This window comes from Marinobacter sp., from assembly GCF_965229985.1.
Lineage (GTDB): Bacteria > Pseudomonadota > Gammaproteobacteria > Pseudomonadales > Oleiphilaceae > Marinobacter.
The window spans coordinates 2897920-2911332 of record NZ_OZ245935.1; the positions used below are offsets into that span (position 1 = coordinate 2897920).

Below are 13413 nucleotides of genomic sequence, written 5' to 3' on the forward strand. Positions count from 1 at the left end.
ATGGCCGCGCAATACCTGACACCGGAGCAGGACGATAAGATTCGCCAGTGGGAACGCTGGAACCGGAACTATTTTATTTTTGCCTTCGTGGCGCTGACCGTCATTCTGGTGTTCAGCAGCCAGCTGGGCTTGTCCAGCGACGAAAGCTGGGGCCCCCTGGGTGTTCTGATCGCCGCCCTGATCACGCCCATCATAGTTCTGCAGCTCAAGCTGGCGTGCCCGGCCTGTGGCCACAAGATTGGCTGGCAGGCAAAGCTGATGGCGCCGGATCAATGCAAGACCTGCGGTACGTTTCTACGCTCGCGGGATTGATAGCCCTCCTTCCATTTTCCCTTCTCAAGAAAACCTTTGACCTGTGAGTTGCTCACAGGTTTTAGTCTATTCTTAATTGGTTTGGAGTTTGCCGTGCTGAGGTGGGTACGGCTTCCGAAAACCGCTGTGAATACGTCCCTGTACGCTTGCTCTGAACCTTCCCTGGTTCAGAGCATTTTCGGAAGCCGTACCCACCTCAACACTCCGCTGACTTCAGTCTCTGGTTCCTGAAGCCATTATCTTTGGCACATTGAGAACAAGGCGATGAAAGTAAAAGAGCTTGCAGAAGCCGCTGGCGTCAACCCGGATACGGTCCGGTTTTACACCCGCGAGAACCTGCTCAAACCGACCCGTAACCCGGACAACAACTACCAGCAGTTCGATGCCGAGGATCTTCGACGGCTTCGGTTTGCCCGTAAGGCGCGGCAGCTGGGATTTTCGTTGCCTGAGATACGACAGATTCTGGATCAGGCGGACGATCATCATTCGCCGTGTCCGATGGTTCGGGATGTGTTTCAGCATCGGTTGGCGGAGGTTGAACGGGAGATTCGGGAGCTGCAGCAGTTACGCAAACGGATGACCACCGCGCTGGCGGCCTGGCAGGGCATGCCCGATGGCACGCCGGATGGCCATACCATTTGCCGGTTGATCGAACACTGGGATGATCCGGCGCCCTGTTGCGGGGCAACTGAACAGAACGAGGAGTGATTCTGGATGACTGACACACCTGTTTTACAAACCACTCTCAGCATTTCCGGGGCTTCCTGCCAGGGCTGCGTGAAGAAGATTCGCAGCGCCCTGGAGCCGTTGACTGGTGATGCTGAGCTGGTTGAAGTCGATCTGGAAAAGCAGACCGTGGCTCTGCCGGAGGGCGTGGATGCCGATGAGGCGGCTCGGATCGTTACCGAGACCGGCTACCCGGCCGAGCCTTTCCAGGAAGACGCCGAGCCGGCCAGTTGCTGTTCCTCGGGGAATAAGGATGAGGCCGATACCGCCGGCGACTCGGAAGATCAGGCAACCGAGGCTGATTCTGCTCCGACTGGTTCTGGGGCAATAGCCGGTGCGGACGGGCAGATTCATCTGTCGGTGACCGGTGCTACCTGTTCTTCCTGTGTGAACACCATTGAGAAGGCCCTGATGTCGGTCTCCGGTATCAGCCATTCCCATATGAACCTGGCGGATAATACCGCCACGGCCACGGGTAATGCCGATCCCGAGGCGCTGGTGAAGGCAATTGAAAGTGCCGGTTATGGCGCCAGCGTGATTGAAGACGAGGACGAAGCCGACGCGCGCAAACAGGAGGAAGACCGCAGGCAGTACAAGACGCTGCTGGTGAAGATGGCGGTGAGTCTGGGCCTGGGTCTTGGGCTGATGGTCTGGGGGATGGGCTTCGGCACCATGATGGTGACCGACGCCAATCAGGGCACCTGGCTCGGGCTGGGTGTGCTGACACTGGTCGTGATGGCCGCCACCGGCGGGCATTTTTATACCGGCGCCTGGAAGGCGTTTCGGCACCACAATGCCAACATGGATACCCTGATTGCCCTGGGTACCGGCACCGCCTGGCTTTATTCCATTGTCGTCGCCAGTATTCCTGGCGCGTTGCCGGAGATGGCCCGCCATGTCTACTTTGAGGCCTCGGCGATGATCATCGGCCTGATCAACCTGGGTCAGGCGCTGGAGCTTCGGGCCAAAGGCAAGACGTCGGAGGCGGTGCGCCGGTTGCTGGACCTGCGGGCGAAAACCGCGCGGGTGATTCGCGATGGTGAAGAGCAGGACATTCCAGTAGAGGAGGTTCGCAAGGGCGATCACATTCGGGTCAGGCCCGGTGAGAAACTGCCGGTCGACGGCGTGATTGCCGAAGGCTCTACTCGCATTGATGAGAGCATGCTCACGGGTGAGCCCATGCCGGTGAACAAATCCGAAGGCGATGAGGTGTCCGCCGGCACCCTCAATACCCATGGCTCGATTGTCTACGAGGCCACCCGGGTTGGCAGTGACACCGCGCTGGCTCAAATCATCAAGCTGGTGAAAAAAGCCCAGGGCTCGAAGCCTGCCATTGGACGGCTTGCGGACAAGATTTCGTCGGTGTTCGTGCCCACCGTGATGCTGATTGCCGTCGTGGCGGCGCTGGTCTGGTACAACGTCGGTCCGGAACCGGCGGTGGTTCATATGATGGTGGCGGCCACCACGGTGCTGATCATCGCCTGCCCCTGTGCCCTGGGCCTGGCCACGCCGATGTCGGTAATGGTTGGAGTTGGCAAGGCCGCGGAATACGGCGCGCTGATTCGTCAGGGCGATGCCCTGCAGACCGCTGGCAAGCTGGACCTGGTGATACTCGATAAAACCGGCACCATCACCGAAGGTCATCCGGCAGTTACCCGGGTTTATGCCAGCGACGGTGACGAGCAACGCCTGCTGGCCCTCGCGGCAGGGCTGGAACAACACTCCGAACACCCTCTGGCCGAGGCGATTCTGGCGAAGGCCAAAGAAGAAAGCGTTCAGCTGGAGAAGGTGACCGGTTTCGAGGCCCTGAATGGTAAAGGCGTGCAAGGTGAACTCGACGGCAAGCCCGTGCGTCTGGGCAACCGCCGCTGGCTGGAAGACCAGGGCGTTGCTCTGGGCGATCTGGACGATGCCGCCCACTCGATTACCGAAGAAGCCGGCACGCCTCTGTTTCTGACATTGGGCACCGAAGCTCTGGGTGTCATCGGCGTTGCCGATGCCATCAAGCCGGACTCCAAGGCTGCCATCCAGCGCCTCCACAAGGCTGGCATCAAGGTGATGATGGTCACTGGCGATGTCGACGCCACTGCAAAGGCCATCGCGAAAAAAGCCGGCATCGATGACTATCGCGCGGAAGTGCTGCCTGAAGACAAGGCCGAGGTGGTCAGTGAAATGCGTGGCAAGGGCCACACAGTCGCTATGGTCGGCGATGGCATCAACGATGCTCCGGCCCTGGCGGCAGCAGACGTCGGTTTTGCCATCGGCACCGGCACGGATGTGGCCATTGAGAGCGCCGGCATCACTCTGATGCGAGGCTCGCTCCATGGCGTGCCTGATGCCATCGAGATCTCCCGGGCCACGGTGAAAAATATTCACCAGAACCTGTTTGGCGCGTTCGTATACAACACAATGGGTATTCCGGTGGCCGCCGGCCTGCTCTACCCTGTTTGGGGAATACTGATGAGTCCGATACTGGCCGGCGCTGCCATGTCCCTGTCTTCGGTCACCGTGGTCTCCAACGCCAACCGTCTGAGGTTGTTCCGAACCAGTCACCGTCCGGAACGGAGCGACAGCAACAGTGATCCGAAACAGCAACAGGAGCGGAACTGATGGAAACACTGCTGGTCAACGTCGGAGGTCTTGCCCTGATGGCAGCCATCGTCTGGTGGTTCTGGCTGTCCGGTTCTGACGACACAGGCTCAAGTGAACATCAACATCACCACTGAGGTACTTGCCATGAAAAAACACACCCTGGCTTTTGGCCTGATGGCAGCCCTGGGATTCAGCACCACGGCGCTGGCAGCCGGCGCAGCCCAGAGCATCCACGTCTACAAATCCCCGACCTGCGGCTGCTGTGGTGACTGGATTGATCACCTGGAAGAAAACGGCTTTGAGGTGGAGGCGACCAACACCAACGATATGGGCAGGATCAAGGCCGAAGCAGGCCTGATTGCCGGTCTTGGCAGTTGCCATACCGCATTCGTGGGTGATTACGTCATCGAGGGCCATGTGCCGGCCGAGGACATCAAGCGCCTGATCAGCGAGGCCCCCCAGGCCACCGGCCTTAGCGTGCCTGGGATGCCCATCGGGTCACCCGGCATGGAGATGGGCGACCGGAAAGATCATTACAAGGTCATCCTGTTTAACGAGGCCGGACAGACCCGGATCTTTTCCGAGCACAATTAACGCGAATCACCAGGCAAGGGCCGGTATTTATCGGCCCTTGCGACCGATTTTTTTCTCCCGCTTTCCGCCAGTCCCTGTCTGTTTTTTCTACACTCTGGTTAACCAGTGTTCTATCATTGGCGCCCAGAAACCCAGAAAATCCGAGAGGGATACTCGTTGAGCCTTAAAACCCGCATCCTTGGCCTGGCCGCCAGTCTCATCATCGTGGCTTCCGTGGCTTCGTGGCTGGCCTATCGGGAGCTGTCCGAGAGCATCATCGAGCGCTGGGGCCAACAGGTCGCGGAAATACAGGTACGCTACGACAGCGCCCGCCTGCTGCAGTCCCTGGAGCGGGAAATAGGGTTGGCCAAACAAATGGCAAGTTCCTCCGCCCTTATCAACTGGGCCGCCAATCCCGATGACGCCGCACTCGAAGCTGAAGCCATCCGCCAGATGGAGAGTTTTCGTTCCAATTTCCGGGACAACAACTACTTCGTTGCCCTCGTCAACAATGGCCACTATTACTACAACAACGAGGAAGACGAATACGCCGGTAACCAGTTCCGATATGTGCTGGATAACGAAAAACCCGACGATGCCTGGTTTTTCCAGCTCATAGAGGAAGGTCGCGACTTTCATCTCAACGTCAATCCGGATACCGAGCTGGGTGTTACCAAACTCTGGATTGATGTGCTGATGCGCGATGAGGCCGACGGAATTGTCGGCATGGTCGGAACCGGTCTGAGTCTGGACGCTTTTCTGCAGGATATTGTCGACATCGGTCAGGAGGGCATCACCACCCTGTTCGTGGATTACAACGGCGCCATCCAGCTATACCGCGACCGCAACTACATCGACTTCGCCAGCATAATCAAACCCGAGGGCCAGAAAAACACCGTCGATCTGCTGTTCGATGATCCTCAGGACAAACAGCAGATTCTCGGTATGCTGCAGCTTCTCAAGAAGCGAAGCGACCAGGCCGGCCAGGTGGAAAGCGGCTTCGTGACGGTGGATGGCCGCAAGCATCTGGCCGGGGTTGCCTTCCTGCCGGCCATTGGCTGGTTTGAGATCACCCTGCTTGACCTCAATACACTCCTGCCAACCAGCTATCTGTGGCCGCTGGTGGCGGTGTTCCTGGGCACACTGCTGGTCACTCTGGTGCTGTTCCACCTGATCATCCAGTCCCGGATTCTCAAGCCCATCATGAGCCTGGAACACGCCGTGGAAAAAGTCCGGGAAGGCAGCTTCGATCTGCCGCGGCTGGATAAACCGGATAATGAGATCGGCTGGCTGGCGGATCATTTCGAGAAAATGACCCAGAGCCTCGGCCACTCCACCCGGGAACTCGAAGAAAAAGTCGCTCAAAGAACGGATGAGTTGAACCGACTGGCCCGGATCGATCCCCTGACCGGCCTGAAAAACCGTCGTGGTCTGGACGAGGTGCTGGATGAGGAAATCCAGCGAGCCCGCCGCCAGGAGACCGGCTTTGGCGTGATCTGGCTGGACATTGACCATTTCAAAAGCATCAATGACAACCTGGGCCATCAGGCCGGCGATCAGATCCTGTGCCGGGTTGCCCTGTGGCTGAAAGCCGGAGTTCGCCCCTACGACCATCCGGGACGCTGGGGTGGGGACGAGTTCGTGGTTCTGTTGTCGCCCTGTGATCCCGAGACACTAAGCCGTATCGCCCTCCGCATCCGGGAATCCGTGGAACAGGAAAGCCGTAAAACCGGGACCCAAGTCACCGTCAGTATTGGTGGCTACTTTGCTCTGCCGGGTGACAGTACCGATACCATTCTTCGTCAAGCGGATCGGGCCCTTTATCAGGCCAAGGATGAGGGGCGCAACCGGGTCTGTATTACCACCTCGGAAGACCCGGAGATTAACCCCGCGTAACGGGTCTGACTCATACCGCCATAACCGTTATACTCCGCCCCATCATTCATTTTTTACCAGCCAGGTTACTTCATGCTCAATGCCGACGCCCTCAGCCAGTTGCGCCAGCTGAAATCGGATATCAAGGACAACAAGGTGGTTTTCCCCGGAACTGTCAAAGCCACCAATGGCCGCTTCGGATTTGTAGCGCTCGACGAGGGCCGGGATGTCTTCCTGCCACCCGAGGAGATGCAGAAGGTACTGCCCGGGGACCGGGTGAATGTCACCGAGCAGGAAGTCGAGAAAGGCAAAACCCAGGGTGTGGTGGACGAACTGCTGGAAACCCGCCTGAACACCTTTGTGGGGCGGTACCTGGTGAAAGGCAAAGGGCATTTCGTGGTGCCAGAGACCCCGGGCATCAACCGCTGGATCTTCATTCCCCCCAAGGAGCGAATGAACGCCCAGCAGGACGATTACATCTATTGCCAGATTCACAAGCATCCCATCAAGGACGGCAAGGGTCAGGCCAAGGTATTACGGGTAATCGGCAAGGCCGGGGAACCCGGCATTGAACGCTCCTTCACCCTGGCTACCTTTGATCTGGCGGACACATGGCCAGACGCCGTACGCGCGCAGGCCGACAGCCTCAGTGACAGCGATATCGAGTCCCGGGAGGCCGGACGGGAAGACCGAACGGATCGCCCGTATGTGACCATCGACAGCCCGGGCACCCAGGACATGGACGATGCCCTGCTCGCCGAACCCAACGCCACCGGCTGGACCCTGTCGATTGCCATTGCCGACCCGACCGCCATGATCGACACAGACAGCCCGGCCGAACAGGAAGCGTTCAATCGGGCCACCGCCATTTACTTCCCGGGCGAACCCCTGCCCATGCTGCCTGACAGCATCAGCACTCGCCTGTGCTCGCTGATGCCGGAAACCAGGCGCCTGGCTCTGGTGTGCGATCTCCAGGTCAACAATGATGGCAGCCTCGGTGACTACAGCTTTCATCAGGCGGTTATCCAGTCCAAGGGCAAGCTCAGCTACGAGCTCGTCTCAAACCTGATCGAAGGTCGGGAAGACGATGAGATCAAGGCACTTCCGGACGCCGTTGCCAACAGCCTGGACCAATTGCATCAGGCAGCGACAGCACTCAGGAAATGGCGCAGTGAACATGCGCTGCTAAGCGGCGACCGGCCGGAATTCCGCCTCCGCCTGGATGAAAACAAACGTATCCGGCTGATTGAACCATCCATCCAGAATGAAGCCCATCGCCTGGTGGAAGAGTGTATGGTCGCCGCCAACCGCTGCGCCGCGGACTTCCTGACCAACCAGACCGCAGGGCTGTTTATCCAGCATCCCGGGCTACGTGATGATCGTGCCGATAACATCCGGGCGCTGATCGACAGCCATGCACCGCATCTGGCCGACGTTGATGCCCATCAGGCCGAGGGCTTCCGCAAACTGATGAAGGAAACCGACTCCCTGGAAGCCGAAGTACCGGTCAAAGCCATACTCTCCCGCCAGCTGGCCCGGGCCGAGCTGAGCTTCAAGCCTGCGCCTCACCAGGGTATGGGCCTGGACGCCTACACCACGTTTACTTCGCCGCTGCGCAAGTTCTCAGACTTCTATGTCCACCGGCTGATCAAGTCGGCACTGTGGGATACCCCCATGAAAGCCTTGACTGAGGATCAGCTCGAGGCCCTGCAGGCTGCACAGATCCGCGCCCGTCAGGCGGCAAACAGTCTGGAAGCCTGGCTCAAGAGTGACTTTGCCAAAACACTCGGCGAAGAACCCATGGGCGGTGTGATCAGCCGCACCGTGCCGGCCGGTTTCTTTGTACGACTGGATGCCAACGGTCTGGAAGGGTTCGTCAGCTGCAAGGATCTGGATGGCAAATACAGCTTTGACCCGGTCACGCTTCGCCTGATCCACAACAAGAACGGCCGCATATTCCAACTGGAACAGCCGGTGACGGTCAGCTTTGCAGGGGTAGACGAGGAGCGCAGACAGATCAATTTCAAGCTGGTGGAAGCGCAGGAGATACCCACCGGGGCCAGTTCCGACGGCGGTTGAAAAACCACGCAGGCAGGCGCATCGTACTTACAAGGACATATTCCTTTGATGGAGGTGCGCCATGCCCATCAGCCCTGACGAATTTCTGAAAAAGTACGGTTTTGACAAGGAAGAGGAAGAGCGGGACCACAGCCTGCGCCACAACGCCATGGAGCACGCCAAGCATCTGCGCCGGCCCCATGCGGGAACGCCCCACGACTGGGAAGAGTGGGAGCGGTACAAGAGGGAACATCCGGATGACGTTGAAGACGATGATCAGTAAACGATAAACGCCTCATCAACGCCAGTTACTGGCATGGTTAACAAATTTTTGCATTGTTTTTCATTTCTCTATACTTTCCGGAAATAAGAAATTACTGCCTATTTTTCATTTAGTTAGAAAATACACATTCCTAACCCTTCTATTCCATTATTAGAGATGCCTCACCTTGGTGCGCTTGAGGCGAGGCGCATCCATTAAAAATTGTTTATACATTTACCCGAATTCCGGAGTGTCGCTGTCCCGGACTCATTTCAACCAGTGGAATTTGGGTATCAAAATGAAGTTCAGTCGTTTTCAAAGCTTTGGGAAAAAAGCCGCCGCGGCTTCGAGGGCAGGCAAGGCTTTCGTCAGTCTTGCCATGGCCGTTTTTCTGGCAGGGTGTCAGGTCTATCAATTCGACCGTAGCAGCGTAAGCGCCAATAGCACAGCTTCCTATACCACCGGGACAGTCCCCTTCACCGTCGTCGGAGACGATCGTCCTGACTGGTTGGTTCCCGAATCCCCTGATGCGCCTGAGGTGGTCGTCACGCGAACGACTGAAGTGAAGGCTTCGGCAGACTTTAACGGCGTCAGTTTCCTGGGCTACATGGTCACCCTGTCACTGATTCCCTATCACGACGCAGTTCAGTACGAGGATATCTACGCGCTGAGCTGGCAGGGTGAAACGCTGCTGGAGAGCCGCGTGAGCTATTCCATTGACTCCTACCTGTCCCTGTATTTCCCAACGCCAATGATGTTTATGGGATCACTGAGTGATGAAGCCGCAGAACAGGCAGTGGCACGAGACTTCATCACCGAGCACCATAAAGACAGCGTCCTGGCAGTCATTGATCAGCAGCGCAGGGATTTCGAGCAAGCAAACCCTCAGACTGCCGATGAAATTGCGGCCTATCTGAGGACTAGTGGAGCAAACTCTGTCTATCGCCCGTCGGCGGTGCTCAGGCTGATTGACCTGGCACCCGAGACCGACACGCTTGCCTATCATGCAGCAAACAGCCAGGTACCGGGCTACGTTGATCTGCTACCTGCTCGCTACAAGGCCTGGTTGATTGGCCCGGAGGGTCTGCGTGGTATAGACCTCAAGGCCGCTCTGGATCAAGGAGCCAAAACTGACGACTTGCTGATCCAGGTACTCAATGCCTATCCCGATGAGGACAACATTCCCGCAACCTATGAAATAGTGGGCGGCCAGTATCAGATTGTTAAGAAAATCCGGACGGGATACTACACGGGCATGACAGATGACCATCGCTCTTTACTCAAGGTGGGGGGGCTGCCGGAGCGACTGGTCGACCGGATGAGTAACGAAGCACCGTCAAAACAACTCTTGGCCGCCGCGAAAACCGGTAAACTTCGCGACGGGGATGGAAACATCCGGATTCCCACCGAAGAGGAACTGCTTGAACAACTGGTTCGCCAGGACAACCTTGGCAAATACATGAGCCCGTATACCAGCGATGACGTACTTGCCGAGTGGGTGAACTCCGCCATCAACGCCAATATCGGCGCAACGGTTGGCACCGGAGTCGGCGCAGCAGCCGGCGCCTACGCAGGAGAAAAAGCCCTGGAGCAGATTCCTTTCGTTGGCGGTTTTCTCGGTGGTGCCGTGGGGGCCGAAATCGGCAAGTCTGTTGGTCGGGAAACGGCGATCAGCGCCTCAGGCGGCTGGGAAGCCATTCGCGCCTCCTCAGACCGCAGCTTTGATGACATTCATTCCATGGCTCGCTACCTGAAAGCAAAATACGGCCACACCGGCAACTTTGCCGATGCCATGAAAGCAACCCGACAGATCTACCCGGAATTGGCAGAAGCCCTCGCGCGTGCCTACTGACATAACTGGAGATATACATGTTCACCAAAAACACTCTCAAACCGGCCTGCGCTCTGGTCCTGACGTCCCTGTTTCTTTCCGGCTGTGCCAGCAAGATCGAAAACGTACAGGGTAAGCCCAGTGTCTATGAGGACGTATCGACTACAGGCAGTGTGGGCGGCGTGGGGATCGAGAGCCAGGATGTGGTCGCGATGACTGACCAGATGATGCGTGACATGCTGGCCAACCCCATGCTCACCGGCCGTTCAACACCACCCCGGATCATTATCGATAACGAATACATCAAGAACGAAAGCACCTCGGTGATCAACACCAACATGCTGACCGATCGCCTGCGCATTGAACTGAACCGGGCTGCTAACGGCCGGATGATCTTTGTTGGTCGTCACTTCTCCGACATGGTCCAGAAAGAGCGGGATCTGAAACGGGATGGCGCGGTGGATGGCGGCACCATTCGTCAAACCGCTGCTCAGGCAGGCGCCGACTTCCGCCTCGGTGGCCGCATTTCGTCACTGGACGCCATCGATCGCAACACCGGAACCCAGTCACGCTACAGCCAGGTGACCTTCGAGATGGTCGATCTCGAGCTGGGCACCATTGTCTGGAGCGGACTCTACGAAATGAGAAAGGCGGCCCGTGACAATGTGGTTTACCGATAACACCTGGCTGAAGCCGGTCTTGGCCTCGGCGATCGCCGGCATACTGGCGGGCTGCGCCAGAGGCCCGAAAGTCTATGACCGGGCAACGCTGGCCCCGGCTGAACAGTCGCTGGTCAGCAGCAAACCCGAGATCCTTCAGGCCGACTTCCAGAACCTGTTTGAAGAAGGCCGGCGCAACAAGGTCCTCAACCTGATGGAGATTGGGGTCAAGGCCTACCGCGCCGGCTATCGCGAGGAAGCGAAGAATACGCTTACCCAGGCACGTCTGGAGATCGAGAACGTCTACGCCGATACCGACGCCGCGCGAAAAGCCCGAAGCATCTGGTACGAAGAAGCCGAAAAGGACTTCAAGGGCGAGCCCTATGAGCGCGCCATGGTCTACTTGTACCTGGGCCTGATCTACCTTGAGGAAGGCGACTACGGCAACGCACGGGCCAGCTTCCTGGCTGGATTGCTGCAAGACGCCTTTGCCGAAGAGGAGCAGAACAGTACCGACTTCGCACTGCTACTGTATCTGGCCGGCTGGTCCGCGATGCAAATGGGCAGTGACCAGTTGGCACGGGAGCATTTCGAGGAACTGAAGCTCTATCGGCCGGACGCCCCCATTCCGGAAGCCGACGACAACGCGCTTTTGATCGTGGAAACGGGCAGGTCTCCCAGAAAGCTGGGTGACGGTGTCGGGCACTATCAGTTGGTCTATCGCCGTGGCAAGAACTTCCAGGATGTGGCTGCCGAAGTCCGTAACGGTGAGGAATGGTCCGCTCTGTACCCCATGGAAGATATTTTCTTCCAGGCCTCCACTCGCGGGGGCCGGGCTATAGATCGGATTGTCGAGGGCCAGATCCAGTTCAAGGAAAACACCCGGGCCGTCGGCTCCACCCTCAGCAGCATCAGCCAGGACAGCATGCTGGCCGGCTTCAGTAACGCTGCCGGCGGCGCCGTCGGGGCCGGATACGCCGCCATCAGCCTGATCAGCGTTGCGGCCGAAGGTATGTCAGCGTCCGCCAATACCCGGGCAGACATCCGGTACTGGGCGGGGCTGCCCGACACCATACACCTGTTACCTGTAACAGCCGCCGACGGCGATCCAGTCACTGTCCGTTTTCTGGATAACACCGGTCAGCCCGTGCCAGGCCTTGCCGACAATACCGAATTCAAATTTGATGGTCGCGGGGCAGGTCTGGCCTTCGCCACGTCTCGCCGTCCGGATTCCGGAGGAACCCAATGAACACACTGATTAAATCCATGGCCGCAGCAGCGGTCTGCCTGGGCCTGCTGTCTGGCTGTGCCGTCAAATCCGCCAGCAGCACGGACCTGATCGAGCGCACCGCGCCAATCACCATGAACTCCGTGGCATTCACCGACTACAACCTGCAGCGCACCTGGAGCCGAGGGTTCGGCCAAGTGGAGGACGGCGAACGCTATCGCCTGTCACTGGTCCAGCACGGCCAGCGGCCAACGGCAACCGGAACCACAGAGGTGTACGTGGTTCTGCGCAACCACACGGATTACGATTACCGGATTGAAGCCCGTACCCAATTCTTCGATCAGGACGGGGTGCCCACCGATGTGAAACCCACGTGGCAGCGCTCGACCATCCCGGCGAACAGCATCGCCACCTATCGTGAACTGTCTACCAGCACGCAACCTTTGCAATACCGCGTGGAAGTCCGGGAGCTTAACTGATGAAGCGATTTGCGCTGGCACTCTGCGTGCCCTTGCTGGCGCCGGGTTTTGCCCTGGCCGCCGACCAGACCCATGAGGCTGCGCCGATGATGGCGCCGGCCCAGAAGCCGTTGACTGATGAAGACCTGAAAGAAGATCGTTCGGCACCCCAGCGCACAGAAAGCGTGGACGTGATTCTCTCACGCTTCAAAGGTGCCTTCGGCAAACAGCCACCCCGCATGGCCGTGTTCTGGAATCGCGCCTTCGACGACCAGGTCAGCGACTGGAGCAGCAACACCCGTGGCGTGGTATCAACACGAGCCTCTCTGAATGGGGAGATTCCCGACGGCAACGTCAATCTCCAGGCACAGGGCCAGGCAGCAGCGCAGGGTGAATACCGTTCTAATCGCCAGACAGGCCCTGCCGGACCGGCGTTTGAACTCCAGAGTGGGCTCGTCAGCCAGATGGTTGAGGCCGGCGTCACGGTGGTGGATCGGGCGGCCATCATGCGTATTACCGATAACGCACTGGAAACCGGTGAGTTCTCTCGCCTCTCCCCGGATCGGCGCCGGCTGGAAATGCGCGCACTGGGCGAACACGCGGACATGTTACTGGTGTTTCGGAAGCTTGCCAGCGACCGATTCGAAGTGCAGGTTCTGGACGTTCGCGACGGCAGCATCCGTGTGATGCTCAGTTCCAATGGCGTTCCACCTGAGAAAGCCGGGAGCCGCCAGTGGAAAGCCACCGATCGCGGTTTTCAGAAAGTCGAGCAAACCATCACTCTGGATGAAATCGGTCGGGAGCTTGCGCTGCAAACACTGGCCAAACTGTCCTCCTGA

The 13413-nt window shown here is 58.3% G+C and carries 12 protein-coding genes; all 12 read left to right on the top strand.

Going from position 1 to position 13413, the window contains the following annotated elements:
- On the top strand, window positions 1–312 hold the full coding sequence (locus tag ACO06L_RS13280; RefSeq protein ID WP_064229583.1) for a hypothetical protein: 312 nt from the start codon (window positions 1–3) through the stop codon (window positions 310–312).
- A gap of 264 nt (window positions 313–576) precedes the next feature.
- A complete protein-coding gene (locus tag ACO06L_RS13285; protein ID WP_202346154.1) occupies window positions 577–1020 on the top strand; it encodes a MerR family transcriptional regulator in 444 nt (147 codons plus the stop codon).
- Window positions 1021–1026: 6 nt separating this feature from the next.
- On the top strand, window positions 1027–3648 hold the full coding sequence (locus tag ACO06L_RS13290; RefSeq protein ID WP_202346155.1) for a heavy metal translocating P-type ATPase: 2622 nt from the start codon (window positions 1027–1029) through the stop codon (window positions 3646–3648).
- A 126-nt stretch (window positions 3649–3774) separates the two neighbouring features.
- Complete coding sequence (locus ACO06L_RS13295) at window positions 3775–4224, top strand: DUF411 domain-containing protein (protein WP_202346156.1); 450 nt, start codon at window positions 3775–3777, stop codon at window positions 4222–4224.
- Window positions 4225–4380: 156 nt separating this feature from the next.
- Window positions 4381–6099 (top strand): diguanylate cyclase, encoded by a 1719-nt coding sequence (locus ACO06L_RS13300; protein WP_202346157.1) that lies wholly within the window; start codon window positions 4381–4383, stop codon window positions 6097–6099.
- Window positions 6100–6171: 72 nt separating this feature from the next.
- Complete coding sequence (locus tag ACO06L_RS13305) at window positions 6172–8157, top strand: ribonuclease R family protein (protein WP_202346158.1); 1986 nt, start codon at window positions 6172–6174, stop codon at window positions 8155–8157.
- 61 nt (window positions 8158–8218) lie between these two features.
- Window positions 8219–8419 (top strand): hypothetical protein, encoded by a 201-nt coding sequence (locus ACO06L_RS13310; RefSeq protein WP_064229577.1) that lies wholly within the window; start codon window positions 8219–8221, stop codon window positions 8417–8419.
- Window positions 8420–8696: 277 nt separating this feature from the next.
- The gene (locus ACO06L_RS13315) at window positions 8697–10250 is read left to right on the top strand and encodes a carboxyl-terminal protease-like protein (RefSeq protein WP_202346159.1); all 1554 of its coding nucleotides are present in this window, start codon (window positions 8697–8699) and stop codon (window positions 10248–10250) included.
- Window positions 10251–10267: 17 nt separating this feature from the next.
- Complete coding sequence (locus tag ACO06L_RS13320) at window positions 10268–10909, top strand: penicillin-binding protein activator LpoB (RefSeq protein WP_064229575.1); 642 nt, start codon at window positions 10268–10270, stop codon at window positions 10907–10909.
- Window positions 10893–12137, top strand: a complete 1245-nt coding sequence (locus tag ACO06L_RS13325; protein WP_202346160.1) for a hypothetical protein — start codon at window positions 10893–10895, stop codon at window positions 12135–12137. Before ACO06L_RS13320 ends, ACO06L_RS13325 begins: the two co-directional genes overlap by 17 nt.
- Window positions 12134–12595 carry a YcfL family protein gene (locus ACO06L_RS13330; RefSeq protein ID WP_202346161.1) on the top strand — a complete coding sequence of 154 codons (462 nt, stop codon included), beginning with the start codon at window positions 12134–12136 and terminating at the stop codon, window positions 12593–12595. Before ACO06L_RS13325 ends, ACO06L_RS13330 begins: the two co-directional genes overlap by 4 nt.
- Window positions 12595–13413 (top strand): hypothetical protein, encoded by an 819-nt coding sequence (locus tag ACO06L_RS13335; protein WP_202346162.1) that lies wholly within the window; start codon window positions 12595–12597, stop codon window positions 13411–13413. The genes ACO06L_RS13330 and ACO06L_RS13335 overlap by 1 nt, the downstream gene beginning before the upstream one ends.

What these genes read in the sequence shown, in the direction of transcription:
- ACO06L_RS13280 (WP_064229583.1), top strand. Translation starts at nt 1, where the DNA reads ATGGCCGCGCAATACCTGACACCGGAGCAGGACGATAAGATTCGCCAG.
- ACO06L_RS13285 (WP_202346154.1), top strand. Translation starts at nt 577, where the DNA reads ATGAAAGTAAAAGAGCTTGCAGAAGCCGCTGGCGTCAACCCGGATACG.
- ACO06L_RS13290 (WP_202346155.1), top strand. Translation starts at nt 1,027, where the DNA reads ATGACTGACACACCTGTTTTACAAACCACTCTCAGCATTTCCGGGGCT.
- ACO06L_RS13295 (WP_202346156.1), top strand. Translation starts at nt 3,775, where the DNA reads ATGAAAAAACACACCCTGGCTTTTGGCCTGATGGCAGCCCTGGGATTC.
- ACO06L_RS13305 (WP_202346158.1), top strand. Translation starts at nt 6,172, where the DNA reads ATGCTCAATGCCGACGCCCTCAGCCAGTTGCGCCAGCTGAAATCGGAT.
- ACO06L_RS13310 (WP_064229577.1), top strand. Translation starts at nt 8,219, where the DNA reads ATGCCCATCAGCCCTGACGAATTTCTGAAAAAGTACGGTTTTGACAAG.
- ACO06L_RS13315 (WP_202346159.1), top strand. Translation starts at nt 8,697, where the DNA reads ATGAAGTTCAGTCGTTTTCAAAGCTTTGGGAAAAAAGCCGCCGCGGCT.
- ACO06L_RS13320 (WP_064229575.1), top strand. Translation starts at nt 10,268, where the DNA reads ATGTTCACCAAAAACACTCTCAAACCGGCCTGCGCTCTGGTCCTGACG.
- ACO06L_RS13325 (WP_202346160.1), top strand. Translation starts at nt 10,893, where the DNA reads ATGTGGTTTACCGATAACACCTGGCTGAAGCCGGTCTTGGCCTCGGCG.
- ACO06L_RS13330 (WP_202346161.1), top strand. Translation starts at nt 12,134, where the DNA reads ATGAACACACTGATTAAATCCATGGCCGCAGCAGCGGTCTGCCTGGGC.
- ACO06L_RS13335 (WP_202346162.1), top strand. Translation starts at nt 12,595, where the DNA reads ATGAAGCGATTTGCGCTGGCACTCTGCGTGCCCTTGCTGGCGCCGGGT.